15 protein-coding genes are annotated in these 19,750 nt (G+C 53.8%); 6 read left to right on the plus strand and 9 right to left on the minus strand.

Annotated elements, in window-relative coordinates:
- Positions 1 to 93 precede the first annotated feature (93 nt).
- The 3 genes from POG22_RS17700 (at position 94) to POG22_RS17710 (ending at position 5,569) form a co-directional block, all read left to right on the plus strand.
- Positions 94 to 885, plus strand: coding sequence for a glycosyltransferase family 2 protein (locus tag POG22_RS17700; protein WP_498906663.1), 792 nt, complete (start codon positions 94 to 96; stop codon positions 883 to 885).
- Positions 886 to 1,010: 125 nt separating this feature from the next.
- Positions 1,011 to 1,421: an adenosylmethionine decarboxylase gene (gene speD / locus POG22_RS17705; protein ID WP_063716147.1), complete on the plus strand. Its 411-nt coding sequence runs from the start codon at positions 1,011 to 1,013 to the stop codon at positions 1,419 to 1,421.
- A gap of 425 nt (positions 1,422 to 1,846) precedes the next feature.
- Entirely contained in the window at positions 1,847 to 5,569 is a 3,723-nt protein-coding gene (locus POG22_RS17710; protein WP_498906664.1) for a bifunctional diguanylate cyclase/phosphodiesterase, read from the plus strand.
- Here the strand turns inward: POG22_RS17710 and cobA are convergent.
- Complete coding sequence (cobA, locus tag POG22_RS17715) at positions 5,493 to 6,293, minus strand: uroporphyrinogen-III C-methyltransferase (protein WP_498906665.1); 801 nt, start codon at positions 6,291 to 6,293, stop codon at positions 5,493 to 5,495. The two genes, POG22_RS17710 and cobA, sit on opposite strands and share 77 nt — an antisense overlap.
- Before the next feature lie 128 nt (positions 6,294 to 6,421).
- Between cobA and POG22_RS17720 the strand changes: the two genes are divergently transcribed.
- Positions 6,422 to 6,658, plus strand: a complete 237-nt coding sequence (locus POG22_RS17720; RefSeq protein ID WP_017663357.1) for a 2Fe-2S iron-sulfur cluster-binding protein — start codon at positions 6,422 to 6,424, stop codon at positions 6,656 to 6,658.
- A 674-nt stretch (positions 6,659 to 7,332) separates the two neighbouring features.
- Here POG22_RS17720 and fldA read toward each other — a convergent pair.
- The 3 genes from fldA to POG22_RS17735 form a co-directional block, all read right to left on the minus strand.
- The gene (fldA, locus tag POG22_RS17725; protein WP_063716144.1) at positions 7,333 to 7,845 is read right to left on the minus strand and encodes a flavodoxin FldA; all 513 of its coding nucleotides are present in this window, start codon (positions 7,843 to 7,845) and stop codon (positions 7,333 to 7,335) included.
- A 558-nt stretch (positions 7,846 to 8,403) separates the two neighbouring features.
- Entirely contained in the window at positions 8,404 to 9,906 is a 1,503-nt protein-coding gene (locus POG22_RS17730) for a chlorophyll a/b binding light-harvesting protein (protein WP_063716143.1), read from the minus strand.
- Between the two features lie 88 nt (positions 9,907 to 9,994).
- Positions 9,995 to 11,023, minus strand: a complete 1,029-nt coding sequence (locus POG22_RS17735; RefSeq protein ID WP_063716142.1) for a chlorophyll a/b binding light-harvesting protein — start codon at positions 11,021 to 11,023, stop codon at positions 9,995 to 9,997.
- A 230-nt stretch (positions 11,024 to 11,253) separates the two neighbouring features.
- Between POG22_RS17735 and POG22_RS17740 the strand changes: the two genes are divergently transcribed.
- Positions 11,254 to 12,678, plus strand: a complete 1,425-nt coding sequence (locus POG22_RS17740; protein WP_063716140.1) for a WGR domain-containing protein — start codon at positions 11,254 to 11,256, stop codon at positions 12,676 to 12,678.
- A gap of 361 nt (positions 12,679 to 13,039) precedes the next feature.
- On the opposite strand, the gene POG22_RS17745 is transcribed toward POG22_RS17740, so the two are convergent.
- From POG22_RS17745 to POG22_RS17765, 5 genes are all read right to left on the minus strand, one after another.
- The gene (locus tag POG22_RS17745) at positions 13,040 to 13,420 is read right to left on the minus strand and encodes a Mo-dependent nitrogenase C-terminal domain-containing protein (RefSeq protein WP_063716139.1); all 381 of its coding nucleotides are present in this window, start codon (positions 13,418 to 13,420) and stop codon (positions 13,040 to 13,042) included.
- Positions 13,421 to 13,789: 369 nt separating this feature from the next.
- Positions 13,790 to 16,096: a CHASE2 domain-containing protein gene (locus POG22_RS17750; protein WP_063716138.1), complete on the minus strand. Its 2,307-nt coding sequence runs from the start codon at positions 16,094 to 16,096 to the stop codon at positions 13,790 to 13,792.
- Positions 16,093 to 16,974: a DUF928 domain-containing protein gene (locus tag POG22_RS17755; RefSeq protein WP_498906666.1), complete on the minus strand. Its 882-nt coding sequence runs from the start codon at positions 16,972 to 16,974 to the stop codon at positions 16,093 to 16,095. Before POG22_RS17755 ends, POG22_RS17750 begins: the two co-directional genes overlap by 4 nt.
- A gap of 186 nt (positions 16,975 to 17,160) precedes the next feature.
- Positions 17,161 to 17,406: a Nif11-like leader peptide family natural product precursor gene (locus POG22_RS17760; RefSeq protein ID WP_063716136.1), complete on the minus strand. Its 246-nt coding sequence runs from the start codon at positions 17,404 to 17,406 to the stop codon at positions 17,161 to 17,163.
- 126 nt (positions 17,407 to 17,532) lie between these two features.
- The gene (locus POG22_RS17765; protein ID WP_498906667.1) at positions 17,533 to 18,756 is read right to left on the minus strand and encodes a type IV pilus twitching motility protein PilT; all 1,224 of its coding nucleotides are present in this window, start codon (positions 18,754 to 18,756) and stop codon (positions 17,533 to 17,535) included.
- A gap of 508 nt (positions 18,757 to 19,264) precedes the next feature.
- On the opposite strand from POG22_RS17765, the gene POG22_RS17770 reads away from it, so the two are divergent.
- Positions 19,265 to 19,720: a DUF4332 domain-containing protein gene (locus POG22_RS17770; protein ID WP_498906668.1), complete on the plus strand. Its 456-nt coding sequence runs from the start codon at positions 19,265 to 19,267 to the stop codon at positions 19,718 to 19,720.
- Positions 19,721 to 19,750: the final 30 nt, after the last annotated feature.

Genomic DNA, 19,750 nt, shown 5'->3' on the forward strand with positions numbered 1-19,750 from the left:
CGTCTAAAAATATAGAAATGGTCGGCATGGGGCATCGGCACGACCTTAAATGTACGTCGAGAGATGGTCAGACTACTTCGGTAGCACAACTCAATGAAGCGTAAAGAATCCCCACGCCTTCAGGCTGGGGAGTATGTCAAAGAGGTTTGCTTGTCGGCGATCGTGACCTATCGAAAACGCCAGACCCATCTTAAGACCCTGTTGGCGTGGTGGAACAACCAGCCATCGCCTCAGTTGCGCCGGACTTGTCAGTGGATTTTAGTCGAAGCAGACGAGACGCCGTCGGAGGGAATCGAGACGCTGTTAGCAGGAACGGGGTTTGAATACCTGTTCTTTGAAAATACGGGGGTATTTCACAAAACTCGCGCCCTCAACCTGGCGTTGAGTCAGTGTGTGGGAGCGTTCGTCGCCCCTTTCGACGTTGATTTATTGCCCGTGGGACGGACGTTAGAGCGTCACGGGGAGCTGGCACAGGTATCGCCGCAGTTTTTAGTGACGGGATATCGGGTGATGGCGGCGGCGGAGACGGTCGCGACGAGCGAGTTGTCCGAGACGTTAGAGACGGCAGAAATCGCCCCAGAAGACCGTCCGAGTGCCTTGTGGAAGCAGTTGCTACGGGGAGAGCGATTCGGGGTCGTGCCGCTGTTCGATCGCCAGCGACTGTTAGAGATCGACGGATGGGACGAGGAGTTTATCGGTTGGGGCGGAGAGGATCAAGACGTTATCGAGCGGTATTTAGAAGACGGTCGGTCTTTGTGTCGCTGTTCGGATCTGTTGTACTTACACCTGTCGCATCCACCAACTCTTCAATGGCGCGAGACCGCTTCGATCGACCGAAATCGCCAACATTACTATCGAAAAATGAAAGGTCGTCAAAACCGGTAATCTCGTAGTTTTACGGAGATGCGATCCCGACGAACGATCGCTTCCAATCCTTCGCGATCGCTCCGTTGTTAGAGAACTTGTGTTAAAAATAATATGGTTCGTCTCTATGGAGCATCGTTGATAGAATGAAACAAATTGGAACCCATCTGGTCGTTGATGCATGGGAGTCTCCCACAGACTTACTTAACGACCCAGAGCGTATTCGTGGGGCGCTCGTGGATGCGGTTTCAGCAGGAGGAGCAACGCTGATCGATTTATGCGTACATCAGTTTAGTCCCCATGGGGTGACTGCGACAGCTACCTTGGCAGAGTCTCATATTGCGCTGCACACCTGGCCTGAATACGGCTATTTCGCGGCCGATCTCTTTTTTTGCGGGAAAGGCAATCCTCAAGAAGCACTCGAGTTTCTGACGACGGCCTTACACGCGAAGAAAGCCAAAATCACCGAACTCCCTCGAGGGTTCGAGCCAGAGATGAAATCTGAAGTGACTTCTCGATACGATCTCGAGAAAAATCCGGTTCCGGTTCTCCAATAATTCATCAGTCTGGTGCAAGGTAGCGATCGCAAAGGTTCCCTCGGGAAAACCGCGATCGCCTTGCTATTTCTAGGTGTTTTTTTATCGAGAAATAGTTTGCATGCGTCCGGTTTAAAGGCAGTCGAGAAGGGGCGATCGACGATATTTCAAAGAACAAACTCGGTCTGGTGGTTTGCGCCCGTTAAGATTACTAATGTAAATTTTTAATGAAGTGGGAAGGTCGGCCGTGCGAAAGGCGATCGGCAAATGTTAAGCTCGCAACAAAGCTAGAGAATAACTCCTTTTATTCTCAGATCGAATTTTAACCGACGTCGCTCTTGGAACCTTCGCTAGACAGCAAGCGACTCGTCGAATTGTAGTGAAGAGATTCGACTCGCCCCACCCGGCTAGCTCGATTATACCGTACTCATAACAACCGATCTGTGGTGCCTGCCAATCGCTTAGAGTTCAACCCCGAGGAGAGCGATCGCGCTCCGAACCAAATTCCGGTTTGGATTTTTCATATCGACGACCGACCCAACCACCCCCCCAACTTACGACCGCTGTGGTCGAACGCCGCAGCCGAACGAATTGTTTTAGAAAGTGGTGGCAGAGCGGGGGAGGTTCTCGACCTAGCGCGATCGCTGTGGCAATCAGCGGCCGAGGTTCCCGACGGAGAGGTCGCGATCGCAGACGGCCAGTTCGAGGACGCCACTTCTCCGGTTAGCGCTCCCTATTTCTGCGCGAAAACCTCGATCGGCCGAGGGAATCCGTGGCTCGTGGTGCGGGCGGTTCCTCCCGAAAACGACGAGGATGCTGTTTTGGTCTCCCTCTACCGCGAAAATGGCGAGTTGGTATGGCAAGACCCCAGCAGCGAACGCTATTACGGCGACGGAGGCGAAGGTGAAACGTCCCTTCAAGCGCGATGCGACGACTCTCAGACTGGAGACTATCTCCTCGAACGGCTTTCGAGGGCGCGCGATCGCTCCCATTACGATCTCGTTCGCGTCCGCACGCCCCGAGGATATCGCTGGCACGAAATCGAACTGCACGCCATCGCCAGCGGCGACACCCAAACGGCAATTTTGAGCCTCGAGCGTCCGTTCGCCACCCCATCGCGATCGTTCGACCCCCTCTTGACTGGCGTTTCCGAAGCCCTTCATAGTTTCCTGACCGGCGAAGCCACCGCATCTCGACGGATCGACATCGCCCTGGCGCGACTCGGCAGTGCGGCCGAGGTCGATCGCTTAGAACTGTATGCCGACGACGGCCACGGTCGTTTCCTCTGTCAGTCCAGTTGGACGAGCGACCCCGACGGCGATCGCGTCGTTTCCCTCTCCCGCCATCTCCAGCCTGAAAACACGTTTCCCATCACGATGGCACGGCTCAAAACGAGCGAGATCGTGACGAGCGACGATCCCACCCTTCCCGAAGACGAACGGGTTCGCTTGCTCGAAAACCAAACCTCGCACGTCTTCTTAATTCCCATCGTGTTCGACGGTCGTCTGTGGGGCGTTGCCAGCTTGGAAACCTCCCGTCCGGTACGAGAACGCCCTGCCCGAGAGCGCCAGATCCTCCAAACTGCCGTTACCACGCTCGGACACGCCCTGGCACGGGACACCAACTCTACCCCGAGGCGATCGGAGGACACCTACTCTAACTTGGAGTTTTTACGTCTTCTCGACGGCGTCAACTGGGCGAACCATCTCCTCCTCACCCGCAACGACGATCCCCAACAGGTCGTCAGTCAAGCTTTACACCTGTTAGGAACTGCCGCCGCTGCCGTGCGAGCCTACATCGTGGAAGTGAATCTCCCGACGGCCGAGAGCGTTCGCGTCAACTGTCGATACGAATGGATCTGCGAATCCCACAGCGCCCCTCGTACCGATCGCGTTTGGCAGGAATTTCCCCGCACTCCCCTTTTCGAGACGATCTACGACCGACTCGTTCGCGGTCAGTCGTCGATTTTGTCTCCGCTCGACTTACCCAAGTCCCTTCGCCCGCCGTGTCGAAGTTGCCAATCCATAACGGTGGTGGGGATCGAACTCGAAGGCAAACTGTGGGGCTTTCTCGGCTTAGATTTCGATCGCCAGCGGAACTGGTCGGATACCGAACTGTTGATCCTGCGATCGGCGGCCGGGAGTGTCGGCGGGACACTCGCTCGCTACCAAGCTCGGGAACGGCTCGATCGCCGCGATCGCCTACTCGACGGTGTCGCTCAAGCTACCACTGCTCTGTTAACTCTCAACGACCTCGAGCTGGCCTTCGCACGAACCGTTGCTGTTTTGGGACAGGCCGCCGACGCCGATCGCGCGTACCTGTTCCAACGACACCTCCACCCCGTCACGGACAAATGGGTGATGAGCCAGCGTCACGAATGGGTCGCGGCCGGGACGCGGTCGTATGCCGACGATCCGTACTTCCAAAATATGCCCTACGAATCCACCTTTTACGACCTGTTCGAGACGTTAGCGAGCAATCGTACCATCTGCCAACCGGTCAGCCATATGCCCCTTCTCGAACGGTCTGCGCTCGAAGAACAGGACATTCAAGCGCTGTTGTTGCTGCCCGTCCGAGTCGAGGATGGGCTGTGGGGGTTTTTAGGATTCGATCGCTGTCGCGACGATCGCCTGTGGTCGGACGGGGAACAGACCCTGCTACGGGCGGCGGCGGCCAATATTGGGGCGGCGGTGACGCGCCAGCGAACCAAAGACGAACTCGCTCGCTTGAACGCCGAACTCGAACATCGCATTTGGAAGCGAACGGCCGAACTGCAAGCGGCCAACCGCCAACTGACTTACAACGCCTATCACGACGCCCTGACGGGACTGCCCAACCGCGCGCTACTCCTCGAACAACTCGACGCCTCCCTCAATCAGTTCAAACGCGATCGCAACGCTGCCTTTGCCGTGTTGTTCGTCGATCTCGATCGCTTCAAAATCATCAACGACAGCCTCGGCCACGACTTTGGCGACAAGCTCCTCGTCGAAACCGCCTCGCGCCTCCTTACCTGTCTCAACCATGGCGATCTTCTCGCTCGGTTGGGGGGAGACGAATTCGCAATTTTACTACGGGAAATCCGGCATTTGGGAGACGCCACGCGCATCGCCGATCGCGTTTACGCCAGCCTCAATCGACCGTTTCGGATCGAGGATCGCGACGTGTATCTCACTGTCAGTATCGGCATCGCCCCCAGCGCCGATCGCTACACCAAACCCGACGAAATTCTGCGGGATGCCGATATCGTCATGTATCATGCCAAAACCAGCGACGGTCAGCGGTACGAAATCTTCGACAGTGCGATGCACAATCGACTGTTGGAACGCCACCAACTGGAAAATCACTTTCGACGGGCAGTATCGGTGATTTCCTCGACGCCTCCAGAGAGCGGTGCGGCGGACGAGAGCCAGTTTCGCGTTGTCTTTCAACCGATCGTGTCCCTCTCGAGCGATCGTGTCGTGGGGTTCGAGGCGCTCTCCCGCTGGCATCACCCGCAACTGGGGGTGATTTCACCGGGGAAATTCATTCCTCTGGCCGAAGAAAGCGGCGAAATCGTTCCCTTGGGGATTTGGGTTCTCTATCGCGCCTGTCGCCAACTCCAACGCTGGCAACAGCAGTTTCGGGACTTCGCCCCGCTGACGATGTCGGTGAACCTGTCGGCGCGTCAACTCCTCGACCCGCAACTGTTACCGCAGATCGATCGCATTTTAGAACGAACGGGGGTGTCGAGCGATCGCGTCAAACTGGAAATGACTGAAAGCGTTGTCATCAAAAACGCCGAGTTCTCCAGTCGAACCCTCGCTCAATTGCGAGAACGCCACATTCAACTATCGATGGACGATTTCGGAACGGGGTATTCGTCCTTGAGTTACTTACACCGCTTTCAGTTCGATACCCTGAAAATCGATCGCTCCTTCGTCAACCCCCTCAAAACCGGCCGCGAATCCTCGTCCATCGTCCAAGCGATTATCGCTCTGGCCCACAACTTAAAGATGAATACGGTGGCTGAAGGGGTCGAAACTGACATTCAGAAACGAATTTTGAAGCATCTCGGCTGTGAATACGGTCAGGGCTATCTCTTTGCTCGTCCCCTCAGTGCGGAGGCGGCGACTCAGTTTTTAGAGCGAGCGTACTCGGGCGGACCGCAGCCAGATATTGATGTAAGTTGACCGTTTCTCCGATGACCGCCACGGCGGGGGCTTCAAAACCTGTTTCTGCCATGCGATCGGCGATCGAGGCGAGGGTTGCGATGAGTTCCTCGCGATCGGGGCGAGTTCCCCACCGAATTAAGGCAACGGGCGTGTCGGGGGATTTTCCAGCGGCGAGAAGGCGATCGACAATATGGGGAAAATTGCGAACGCCCATGTAGACGACGATCGTTTCCGACCCTCGGGCGATCGCCTCCCAGTTCACCTGGGGACGGTATTTCCCCACGCTTTCGTGACCCGTTACGAACGTCACCGACGAGCTGTAATCGCGGTGGGTCAGAGGAATTCCAGCGTAAGCGGGGGCGGCGATTCCCGACGTGATACCAGGAACTACTTCGACGGGAATTCCAGCTTCGATTAAATCTTCCATTTCTTCGCCGCCCCGTCCGAACACGAAGGGATCGCCTCCTTTGAGGCGTACCACGACGGTGTGTGTTTGCGCGTATTCGATCAGGAGTTGCGTTGTCTCTTCCTGCAACAACGAATGGCGTCCGCGACGTTTTCCGGCGTGAACTCGGATCGCCTGGGGGTTGATGAAGTCCAAAATCGGCGGACTGACGAGGGCGTCGTGCAGCACCACGTCCGCACATTCGAGGAGCGTTTTCGCTTTCACGGTCAGCAAACCGGGATCGCCGGGGCCGGCACCGACGAGATACACTTTTCCCACAGAATTCGATCGAGCCATTGAGGTTGTTGCAGTTGCCTTGCGGCAGAATACAGAATAGAAGTAGTTCATATTCTGATACAAAACGTCCCGCGTTGTCTGTAGGGAATGTCACCGGGACGGGTAGATGGAAGGAATCGTTGAGAACCATGAGCGTGAAAGTGCAATTTTTGCCCGACGATGTGACGGCCACGGCGGAAGTGGGCGAACCTTTGTTAGATGTGGCGAAGCGGGTGGGAATCGATATTCCGACGGGGTGTTTGATGGGGTCTTGTCACGCTTGCGAAGTGGAACTCGACGGCGAAGCCATTTGTTCTTGTATCAGTGCGGTTCCGCCGGGAAAAGACGAAATTACTATCGATCTCTATATCGATCCGACTTGGTAATTATGGATTGAATTAGGGCTGATTTACATATTTTGTGGATTTTGTCAACCCCAAGTTTGAAAATTCCATTTTCAACGCTAAAAGTTGAGAATCTTCTTAGTGCTTTATCTCAATATTGCTATTTTACGCATAAGGTTTTCCTGCAAAAGTGTTGCATTTCTTTTTTGAATCGGCGAATTTGTCGGAGTATCAAAACCCTTTGCAGGACAGTGAAGTACGCAGAGATGAGTTTGGGGTAGATTGGATAGAACGATCGCGCAACTCCACAACCGATCGCATACGGAAACCCCAATCTAATAAATTGACGTTTTTGAAATACACTCGATCGGAAGATCGGAACTTAGACAGAGTCGTTCGATAAAATTCGGTGGGTCTTCAAAGTTGGAGGTGATAAGCGGATTTTATACCCGGTCAAAACCATCCCCCCAACCCCCCTTGCGAAGGGGGGCTAAGGGGGGATGCGCCCCAGTTCGATTTCGTATTATTCATAACAAATGACACCATAATCTCAGGAGACCCAATTCGGTTTCTCGTCCTGACCCTAACCTGACGGGAGATCTGCCCTCGAAACTGAATTTCTGCATCAGTCCTCACAAAAAAAACTCCCCCCAGAACGAGGGGAGAGAGGAGAACATCACATGGCTTAAATCTTAAAAGAGGTACTGAACTAGCATCTACACGCCGAATTCAGACTTGAGTTGAACGACCCACTTTTGAATCCGTTCTTCGGTGAGGTCGTCTTGATTGTCGTCGTCTAATGCAAGTCCGATAAACTTACCATTTTTAACGGCTTTAGACTCACTGAAATCGTAGCCGTCAACCGGCCAGTGTCCGACAGTTTGTCCGCCGAGGCTGGAAACTTTTTCTTCTAGAATTCCCATGGCATCTTGGAAGTTGTCAGCATAGCCGATTTGATCGCCGACGCCGAAATAAGCGACTTTCTTACCGCTTAAATCTAGATCGTCTAACTCGTCAAAACAACCTTCCCAGTCGCTTTGAAGTTCTCCAATATTCCAGGTAGGAGAACCAAGAATCAAACAGTCGTATTCTTCAAGTTCGCTGAGATCGGCATCGGCAATGTTTTGGAGTTCTACGACATCGTCACCTCCAAATTCGGCTTGAATGGCTTCGGCTGCGGTTTCGGTGTTTCCTGTTGTCGAACCGTAAAAAAGTCCAATTTTGGCCATAGTTTTTTCGGTTAAGCTGCGTTCGAGGTTGAGTTTGAGTTAAATTCGATCGCAATTTCCTAAAACCCCCAAGATTCAATCAACGGTATTCCAACACCTGGTTTTAAAATCTCGAAAAGGGAATTTGGTTAAGTTGTGAAATTACGATCGCTCAGAAAAAAGTGATATGACGATTCGGTGGAGAGAGCCTTTTTTTCGAGTATTGGTTTTATCGAAATTTTAGGCTGTCTGGAATCGGGAAGATACGTTGAATCGTCATATCGTCGAGAGGTTTTTACTGTTTATACTTTAATCAATTTAGTAATTTTTGTCAACTAAATAATCGAGAATTTTTATTAATTATAATATTTATTTTTTAAATAAAAAAACACAAAGAAACCCAGGATCGAATTTATCGATCCTGGTATTTGAAAACCCGAACGTGACAACTAAAAGCACTCGTTCACAGGCTTGAGAGAGGATAACAATGTCAGTTCAAAACTAAGCCTTTACGTGCGTCAAAAAAATCGAAAGTTACATAAGACATCACCTCCTTTGCTGCGATCGCACGACGCAAACTTACAAACCGTTTTGCATTGACATCACAACCGCACTGAGGCGATCGAGCAGCAAATAAGCAAAGATCGCACCGCCGACGCCACCGATAAGAAATCCACCGACAAACTGACTCCAGCCATCGCGACTTTGCAACGCGATCGGAATCGCCGGAACTGTCGCCGCCGCAACCGCCGATCCTTGCGACTCGTTCTTAGAAAACGTCACCGTTCCGTAACTCGACATGGCGACGGTTAAAATTGCCAAAAGTGCGATCGCCGACATCAACCCGACGACATTAGCCGCTTCCGTTTCCCGAACCGGATTCAACACTGCAAACGGCCCCACCAAAAAATAGCCGTGAGCCATGCCAATTTCCAAACCGCGAGAAATCGGCGAAATCCCCGAACGATAAATCGGCAAATTCCGTAAAAACGTCAGCGTTGCATCCGAACGATTCACGATGGTCGATAAATTTCCCGCTTCGGGATTTCCCGCGTAGGGCGCAACCATACTTCCGGTTTTGAAGTCAAACCCCGACGCTTCACCTCGGGCGCGAATGGCGTGCCACAAATGCCCGAACAGGAACAACACCGCCAACACGAAATGGAACGTCGCCAGCCATCCCCGCGCCGTCACGACGCCGGTTTCCGTTTCCAACAATCCCGCCGGTCCATAAAACACTTCTGGGTACGCCGTCGTATTGACGCTGACGAAGTACGCCGCCAAAAATCCCATGTAGGACAACGCCCCCAAACTGTAGGACAGGTACGCTTCCCCCGAATAAATCAGAACCCGTTTCGCCCAGGGGAACGGCTTCGTCAGACTGTGCCAAATTCCCCCGCCAATGCAGAGCAAACCGACCCAAATATGACCGCCGACCAAATCTTCGAGATTATCGACCGCCGCCATCCCTTGCGACCCAGATGCGCCGAACAAATAACCGAAAATCGTCAAAGGATTCAGCGTCGGATGCGCCACAACCCGGACGGCGTTCGTGGAGGCGTCGAACAAGCCGCCCCAAAACAGGGCTTTCGCCACCAACAACCAGGCACCGAGACCTAACAAAATCAGGTGAATCCCGAGAATATTGGTCATTTTGTCGGCGTCTTTCCAGTCGTAGCCGAAAAAGCCGGAAAAGGTTCGGTTTTGGGGCAGTACGTCCGGCCCGAGAAGGGCGTGGTAAATGCCACCGGCTCCCAAAACGGCGGAGGAAATCAGGTGTAGCACCCCGATGACGAAGTACGGATAGGTGTCGATCGCTCCACTACCCGCCTCGACGCCAATGCCCAAACTGGCCAGATGAGGCAGTAAAATAAAGCCTTGCTCGAAAACGGGAACGTCTCGGGTGTAGCGGGAAACTTCAAAGAGGGTAAACGCACCAGCCCAGAGGGTAATCAGGCCGGCGTGGGCGACGTGAGCGCCGAGAAGCTTGCCCGAGAGATCGGCAAATCGCGCGTTACCCGCCCACCAAGGTACATCGGGAATTTTATCTTTGTGGGGATTCGCTGCAATCACAGCAGTCATGACGGTATCTCCTTGAGAATTCTTTTCATTAAATTAGAAATTGGAGCAACAAAACTGAGACTCTTTTGCAATTAGCGTCTAAAAAAATTTAGGCGTCGGCGGCTTTGACTCCTTGGCGGAAATCGAATCCTGACGCCCGTAAAGCGTGCCAAATGTGACCTTGCAGGAAGAAGAACGACAGCCAGAAGTGAGCGTTCGCCAGCCAAGTTCTCGAGGTGAGGCGTTCGGGATCGGGATCGGCGAAGTAGGGAAACAGCCCGAATTTAACCTGCAATGCCTCGCCGTAGAAGGTTTCGGGGTAGGCGGTGGTGTTGACGGCGACGTAGTAGGTGGCGATAAATCCCATCAGTGCGATCGCCCCCAAACTGTAAGACAAATAGGCTTCTCCCGACCAAACGAACAGCCGTTTCGCCCAAGGGAACGGTTCGGTGAAAATATGCCAGAGTCCGCCAGAGATGAGGATTGCGGCAATCCAGATATGTCCGCCGACGATGTCTTCGAGGTTGTCTACGCCAGCAATCCAGTTTTGTCCCACCGCCCCGAAGAGGTAGCCGAAAATACGGACGGGGTTGAGGGTGGGATCGCTGACGAGGCGCACGGTGGCGAGATCGGCATCGTACAGCCCGCCGAAGGAGGTCGCTTTAGCCACGAACAGCAACGCGCCGATTCCTAAGAGAGTGAGGTGAATTCCCAGGATTGTCGTCATTTTTCGCGCGTCTTTCCAGTCGTAACCGAAGAAGGAAAAGCGACGTTCGAGGCGATCGGGCCCGAGTAAGGCGTGGTAAATACCACCAATACCGAGAAACGCCGAGGAAATCAGGTGCAGCGCCCCGATAACGAAGTAGGGATAGGTACTGGCAACGTTACCGTTCGTGCCGATTCCCCAACCTTCTGCCGCGAGGTGGGGTAGCAAAATTAACCCCTGGTCGAACATGGGTAAATCGGGGTTGTAGCGAGACAACTCAAACAGCGTCGTTGCGCCCGCCCAGAATGCAATCAGTCCGGCTTGGGCGACGTGTGCGCCGAGGAGTTTGCCGGAAAGGTGGGTGAGACGGGCGTTTCCCGCCCACCAAGGAATTTCCACGCGCTCGCGCGAGGTCGGTGAAGCTGTCGTCACGAAAGCCTCCTTTAATTGAGAATACTATTCAATAAGTTTTCGGGGACGAGCTTAACACGTCCTTCGATCTATTGACAATACCTTTCAATAAAAAAAGTGCGATCGCTCTCATCTCCCTGACTTCCCCGGCTTCACAGAACGTTACAGGGGGGAAGCAATATCGCTCTTATATTGGAAAAGAAAATCTCGCTGCGTCGATCGCTTCACCGAACACCGTTGGAGGAACCATCGTGGCCGAAGACAAAACCTACCTGGAACTCTCAGAAGAACAAGGGGTTTCGCACAAGTTTTACGAAGTCACCGTCGAAGGAACGCAAGTCACCATCCGCTACGGACGCATCGGCGACAGCGGACGCACCCAAACCAGCGACTATCCCACCCCCGAGAAAGCCAAAGCCGCCGCCGCGAAGAAAATTAAAGAAAAAACTCGTAAAGGCTACGAAAGCGCTGTCATGGGCGTTCGCAAAAAGCGCCCCGTCACGCGCCGCCAAACTACCAGCAGCCAGTCTACCGCGCGATCGGCTCCGGTTTTGTGGAAGTTCGACTCGGGAGCTGCGGCGTTTGGCATTTTTATCGGGGAGTCCACCTGTTGGGTGGGAAACCAAGACGGACGAGTTTTCGCCCTCGATTTTCAAGGACAAGTTCTCAATCAGTTTCAACTTCCCGAGGGGGTGAAATGTCTCGTCGCCGATGACGTTTGGATTTATGCCGGGTGCGACGACGGAAACGTTTACGATTTGTCGGGTAAGATTCCGCGCTTGGCGTACGAAATTGACGAAAATGTGGATATTTTCTGGTTAGATATTGACGACGGATTGTTAGCCGTCTCCGACGCCAACGGACAAGTGGCGTTGTTTCATCCCGAAGACGAGTTTCACTGGACGCGGTTGTCTCAGGGGAAATGCGGTTGGATGGTGCGTTGCGATCGCCATGGCGTCTATCACGGACATACGAAAGGCGTTACCTGCTACGATTTAGAGGCCGGACGAGTGCAATGGCATCGCGACACCCAAGGGAGCGTATTGTTTGGGTGGCAAGAAGCCGAAACCGTCTACGCCGGAACCTCGAACCGCCTCGTTTACGAGTTTGGCAAACAAGGGAACGAGGGCGCAAAATGTCAGTGCGATGCCTCTGTGTATTCCTGTGCGGCGGCTTCCGACGGAAAGTATATTTTTGCAGGGGATAGCAGCTCGTCGGTGTATTGTTTCGATCGCGCGGGAATGCGACTGTGGAAGCTGGGGACGGGATGCGGTTCGGCATTGTCGATGCAATGGCGTAGCGATCGCCTCTATCTCGTTACCACTAGCGGCTATCTGGCTTGTCTCGATGTGAGCGAAAGCGCGATCGAAGCGGCGCGATCGGGTAACGTACCGCAACCCGAAACCCTGAAAGCGCCCCAAGCCTCGGGAACTCCCGTGTCCGATCGCCTCGAAACCACATCAGAGGGAACAGAAGGGGTCGTCGTTCGCTGCATTCGCGAGGGGGGAAAATTGCGAGTTCGCGTGGAATCTCCCGGCTATCACGAAGATTGGAACGTTCAGTTTCCCCGCAACATCCGCGAAGAAGGCGTGCGATATCTCGTCAGTGAAATTCGCGAATCCTCTCGCAGTGGGTTTTATCGCGCCTACGGTGAGATTAAAAAATTAGTCGATTAGGCGATCGCGCTTTGACGATTTTTGACATGGGGTTTCATGGGAGTTAAAAATATCAGGATGTCCTGAGAGTTATCTGGAGCTGTGCGATCGGAAACTTGGGCGAGAATCTCAGTTTCTCTACAGAACTTACGCATTTACTCCAAATGTAGGGTGGGCAATGTCCACCAAGCTCTACATTTAGCGTGGGTAACGTTGAATTGCGTAAGTCCAGCTCGATAACGGAGTCCGTAAAGGACTTAGCCTGGTCAACTCTCGGGCTTTTTCAAGTCCGCGCCGTACCCGTTAGGGTCGGCGTCGGGTGGTTGACTCTAATCAGTCGGAGTTACATTTCATTTTTGAATCGGCGATCGCTTTCGACACCCTAAACATAAGGCGTCACGTCTTCTCCGCAATCGTCCGCCAAATAGGACAACGCCCGAAATCGCAGGTACACAAACTCGTCGTACAGAGGATTGAACTTACACAGCGGCGGAATGTGAAACAGGGTTTTTCCCAGGACTTTTACATCTCGCTCGAAGGGACATTGAGCGGGAATGGTTTTACAAATCCAGCGCGCGCGAACGGGCGATCGCATTTCCAAGTTGTCGAGCCACTGACGTAGAGGAAATAAGGGATCGAAGCGTTTCTTAGACGGAGCTGAACGGGTAACAGTGGGGTGAGAAACGTGCTGGGGTTCGGCTTGGCGAAGCCATACCCAACTCACTGTTACGATGTGTTGAATTGTATCGTCTAATACAGTCATGGATCGGATGGGTTGAATTCATTTGAGGTGTTGTTTTTTCAACGACCTCGCGATCGAAAGTTCCGGCCCGAACTACCGATCTCAATCGAAAAATACAGAGGTGAGTTGCGTCGGGGATATATCCTCCTGACGTATTATGACACCAATTTTCAAAGTATGACTACTCAGTTTTACTGATATCCAACAATAAAATTAAAGCAATATAAATGTTGTTAAACATAGATCGATGAAGTTCAGATCGGGTAAGGGATTGAGGCGATGGTAGATTCGATCGCTCGCAAGATAAACTGGAAAAATTTTTGTGAACTTAGCTTTCAAACTCAGTACGCCTTCGCGTAAAAAATGGAGATCGATGAAGGTTTGCCCTTCTCAAGAGTCAGAAGGGGTCGGTTCGGCGGCGGTCGCAGTCAGCGATCGCTCGTACAGTGTCGTAAAATACTGCTTGACTTCCGGGGGAACGGCGGTCAACCGAACACAAAACTCGCGATCGCTCGAACCGTTCCCTTTCACGACCTTGGCATAAAATTCTCCCTCAGCCTCACCGCTCTTTCCGGGGACGTTCAACTGAAATCGCAAATTCGTCAGCGGTGCCATCGCTTCGGGCGATCGTACGCGAACGCGACCGGGCGATAACTTCACCAACTGCGCCTCCAAGGTGCGATCGCTCAAATGTTTCCCCGCCAACGGCGTGTATCGAACCGCCAACGCCGGAAACAGATCGCACATCACCACCTCTTCCTCAGGCAGTCGCAGTTGGTATTTCCCGCCGATCCCCACGACCGAATACACCGTCATCGGTTCCTTCACCCCTTTTGGCGAGACCTTTTCCTCGTCCTCAACCTCAACGATATCTCCCGTTTCCCGCATCGTCGATTCCGTCACCAAAATTTGCCCGCCGACCGTATAAGACTCGATGCGATAGGTCAAATTCACCTGAGAGCCGACGACCCCGTATTTCGTCCGTTTGAGCGAGCCGATATTCCCGACGACCACTTCCCCCGTATTGATCCCGATACCCATTTCCAAATTCGGCAAATCGCGTTTCGCCATTTCCTGGTTGACTTTGTCCATGGCCAACTGCATCGCCAGCGCACAGGCGATCGCCCGTTCGGGATCGTCCTCTCGCTGCGTGGGCGCGCCGAACAGCACCAAAATCCCGTCTCCCATAAACTCGTCGATCGTCCCCTGATAGGCCGTAATCGCGTCCGCCATGGCCTCGAGATAAATATTGAGGATCGACACCACCTGTTCCGGGGGAAGCCGTTCGGAAATACTGGTAAACCCGCGCAAATCCGACGTCAGAATCGTAATTTCTCGACGTTCCCCTCCCATGGTCAACCCCTCGGGGGTTTCCAGCAACGTCGCCACCACCTCGTCCGTGAGATAGCGACTGAAGGTCTGTCGGATATCGGCGGCCGATCGCGCCACGTAAGCCGTCACGCCGATGGCGGCGAGGGTTTGCGCCAACAGCGGCGGCACCACGGGAATCCACCACCCCTGTAAAAACGCTCCGTAACCGACGAGGAGAAACGCGACACCGACGAGACCTTGTCCGGTGATGCGCCAAAAATAGTTACTGTAACGCCAAATCCAACTGACCCCCGCCCCCAAAATCGCAGCGAGGAAGATCCACGCCCACTCTTTCGGTTCCGACCAAGAGAGGATTTGCGCTTGCCCGTCGAGGGTCGCACTGAGAATCTGGCTGACGATGTTCGCGTGAACCTCGACCCCCGCTGTTTTTTCAATGCCCTGACCTTTCGCACTAAAAGGGGTATCGAAAAAGTCTTTGAGGCTTTCGGCCGTCGAGCCGACGAGAACGACGCGATCGCGAAACATCTCGGGGGAAACGCGCCCTTCTAACACGTCCCGCACTTCAACGGCGGGAAACGTATGCGATCCCCCCCGATAGTCGAGAAGAATTTGATAACCTGCATTATCGATCCCCACGTAACCACCGTAATAACGGTCGATCGGCACGAATACCGTTTCCTCGAGTTTGACCCACTGGCGATCGTCGGGGGTGAGTTCCGGTTCGATCCCCTCGGCTTTTAAGTACAGCATAGCCAGGTGGAAGCCGACGCTGAAGACGATCTCGTCCGTTTCGGGATCGGTCAGATAGAGAAACGCCCGCCGCAGTTTTCCGTCTTCGTCGCGGCCGAGATCGTTGGCGGCGATGCGATCGAGTTCGGCTAGAACTGGCGGCGGACCGACGCGCTCGACCCCTCCCGTAATTTTGGCAATCCCGAGGAGGTTGGGCGTGTTGCGATACACTTCGCTGAGATGTTGATAGCCCGGTTCGACAGGATCTTCGGCGGCCAGCAGTTGCGGGCGATCGCGAAACATCGAGACCAACTTGGCATAGGAGGGAGGAACGGGCAAATCGCGATAGATGTCCAGACCGATCGCTCGCGGTTCGGCGTCGGCAATGCGTTCGAGCAGTTCGGCCAGGACGCGATCGCTAACGGGATGGCTGTAGTACTGTAAATCCTGCTCGGAAATCCCGACGATGACCACGCGATCGTCCTTCGGCCGATCGGGACGGGCGCGAAAGAGGGCGTCGAGGGCAGCCAGTTCTAACCCTTGCAACAGTCCCGTCACCCGCAACGCCACGATCGCCAGGGTTGCCATCGGCGCGATGACAAATACCCCTCGCCAGTGCCAGAGCTGGGATTTCATTCGTTCTCCGAACTCGACCGGTTTTGAGTTTGCGCCTCAGATTCAGATTGAGCGGGTAACGCCCTCGTCGAAGAACTGACCACGGAGAGAAACTCGATTTCGGTGTTGGGGTCGTTTTCTACGACCGTCGCCTCGGACTCTTCCGAAATCACCTGGAACCCTCGAAGAAGGTAGTTCCACGTCTGGGAAGCGTCTAACAGGTTGGCCATGTAGTCGAACCAGAACCCGGCCTCGCCGTAGAGTTGCGCCCGTTCGAGAGGATCGGAAGCGTTCGATAACGCGTCGATCAGTTCCGGCGACGGGTTGGCCCGTTCGAGCCATCCGCCCATCACGAGCTTGGTGGTGGGATCGTTCGGTTTGGCGGGATTGCACTGTACTTCGAGATACCAGCGATAAGGCATTTGAGGGTCTAGAGCATCCTCGTCTTCAGACCAGGCTCGTTGTAAAACGTAGGGGCGATCGGCGAGGTCGGTCGGTAGTGCGATCGCCGCTTCACTGACGGTTTCGATGCGGCCGTCGGGGGTGTCTCGTTCGATGGCGATCGTGGCCGTTTCGAGACCCGCCTTGGCACTGGCAATATACCAGTAGAGGGTGGGGCGTCCGTCAGCGCTCAAGCCGTAATATTCTCCCGTTTCGTCGGTGGGGACTAAGGGCGTGATACTGATGCAATCGCCCTGTCGTGTCGCCCCGCCGTCGGCAGATTCAGGAGCGCCGCGATCGGGAGGAGCAAAGCGAGCGGCGCCTCCATCGGCGGCAAGGGGAGTCCCGCGATCGGGGGGGGAGAACTGAGCGATCGCAGAAGGGGAAACGCCACCGGCGACGGCGAGGGATAGCGTCAGAACCAAGGTGGCGACAGAGCGAGCGCGATTGCGAGCCATAAGAAAGTTAGGGTGATGAGATAAAACGACGGATACGAAACGAAGCCCGTCCCCGTCCGTTCGTTTTGTGGGCGCTGCGAGCAACACCAACGGGGCTAATTCCAGTCTAGTTCAGGAGTTACGACACCGTCGAGACAAGACGGACAGACGGCAAAACCGTCCGCTCGCAACCGCGATCTCCGGGGGTTAGCCACTGCGATCGATCCACTTGATACTTCGCAACCACGGCCAGATCCCAGTGTGTCGTCGCATCGTCACGCCTTGACTGTGTTCGTGAGCGACGGCTTCTAACTCGGATGTCGAAAAGTCGTATCCCAACTGACGGGCAATTTGTAAAAATTCTTCAGGGGTTTCGACCTCGGTAAATTTATCCCGCATCTCGGGGTAATGCAGGGCATCTTCGAGAAACTGTTCGGCACTCTCTTTAGACATAACGGTATTGAGAAGTGGAGTTTCGATGGCTGAGAACTCTCGAGCGTGGGCTGGAGGGAAATCGTTTCGTATCTTCAGGAAGCGTTTCGAGAACGCAGGGTCGAACGCCTGGGTCTTTGCAAGCCACTATTCGGGCATCGTCCACTCCCGAGGCGAAGACGACGCATCGTACCCTCCCGTCCGCATCAGGCGATCGAGTTCGCCGGGATCGGGGGAGATTTTTTGGGCGTCTTCGATGGTAATGCGTCCGTCGAGAATTTCTTTGTAGAGGGCTTGGTTGAGAATCTGCATTCCTTCCATGGTGTCGGTTTTCATCAGGTGGAAGGCTTCGTCTTCTTCGCCCCGCATTAAGAAATCTTTCATCGCCGCCGTGTTGATGAGAATGTCGTGAACGGCGACTCGCTTGCGATCGGTCGTCGGAAGGAGCAGTTGTGCCACCACCGCCACCAACGACTCGACGAGCTGCACCCGCATGACGGGTTGTTCGTCGGGGGGGTACAGGTTCAACAGGCGGTTGACGGAGTCGATGGCGTTGCGGGTGTGGAGGGTTCCCAGAACCAGGTGTCCGGTTTGGGCGGCTTGTAGGGCGGTGTTGATGGTGATGCGATCGCGCATTTCACCGATGAGGATGACGTCGGGATCTTCCCGCAACACGGCTCGCAAGGCTTGGTGGAATTCGAGGGTATGCAGTCCCACTTCCCGCTGGCTGATGAGGCACTTTTTCGAGGAATGGACGAATTCGATAGGGTCTTCGATGGTGACGATGTGTTTGTGAGATGTTTCGTTTAAATGGTCTAGCATCGCTGCCATTGTCGTCGATTTTCCCGACCCGGTCGGTCCCGTCACGAGAACCAATCCTTGGGAGTATCCGACGATCTTTTTGAGTACTTGCGGCAGGTGCAGTTTGTCGATGGTGGGAACGTCGAGGGTAATCAGGCGCAATACCATCGCCCCACCCGTTAGAGAATCGAAACAGTTCACCCGACAGCGCACGAGTCCTGGGTAAAATACGGCGGTATCGAGTTCTTTTTCTTTGGCGAACTGTTTGCGTTGTTCGGGGGTGAGAATTTCAGTTAGGTATTGCTCGAAAATCGCCGGCGTCACCTTCACCGCGCGATCGAGTTCTTCCATTTTTCCGCGAATGCGAAATCGCGGCAGTTCTCCCACGCGGATGTGAACGTCGGACGCGTTACGATCGAACGCCTGTTTGACGAGTTTTTTTACCGAGGTATTCGGATCGGTCGCTTTGGACGCACTGGTACTTCGCTGCTTGGGAGGTGGCGGTGGGGGAGGTTTGTGGCTTCCCGATGCCTTGACGCTGGCAGATGGTATTTGAGGTTTTTCGGACATGGTATCGAACTCCGATGACAAAATTCTGAGTCGAGCTTCGCGAACGAGTGTTATTTTTTTTGTAGCAAATCAAATCGATTTTCGACAATTTTTTCAGGCTGACCGTTGGGTGAATTCGATAACACTTGTTTTAAAACCTTTTACTCTAGCTAAAATTTAACGCGATCGAATCACTTTTTTGTAAAATTTAATTTTTTCTATATTCCCGGTAAAATGATTGAGATCGGGGAAAAACAACGTGCTTTTTGGAAAAACTTAGAAATTTTCTCTTCGGACAAGCGATCGAACGAACCGATAATTTTTTTCCTGTTGTTCTTTGACGGTCGAAAATCGAACGGCTTACGCGTTATAGCATAGCTTCTCAAAAAAGAATTTCAGTCTCTCGAAGATGTGGAGAGTTTGAGACCCGTCTCAAGATCGAATTTCCACGCGAGTTTTGACTCGAAAGACCTAAAAATTTATGTTATTTTGAAGGTTTGACGGTCGATCGATTTTCATTTTAAGTCTGATGTCCGACACCCCAGATTCTCGCAAGGGCGATTCCAAAGGGCGATCGCCTCAAAACTGGCCGCTCGATCGCCTGCCCGGTTTGCGACGCGAAGACTGCCAAGCACTCGAGCGTCTGGGCGTTCGCACCACCCTCGAACTGCTCGACCGAACGGGTCGGGGCGATCGCACTCAAGCCCTAGCCACCCAATTAGGCATTTCCACCCACTACGTCCGCAAATGGATCGCTTTATCCGATCTCGCGCGAGTCCCTGGCGTCGGCTGTCAGTATTGCGGCTTGCTCCTCCATTGTGGCATTATCTCCGCCGCCCAACTCAGCCAAACCCCCATACACAAACTCTATCCCCAAATTCAACGCCTTCACGTCGCGACAATGCAGCGTAAAGATTTATGTCCGCCTCGAGGTCAAGTCATCGAGTGGATTCAAGCTGCACGGCCGTTTGCCTTGAGGAGATGAGGCGCAGGGAAGAGGGGGAGAGGGGGAGAG

The sequence above is a fragment of the Geitlerinema sp. CS-897 genome (assembly GCF_028368005.1).
GTDB lineage: Bacteria > Cyanobacteriota > Cyanobacteriia > Cyanobacteriales > Geitlerinemataceae > Baaleninema > Baaleninema simplex.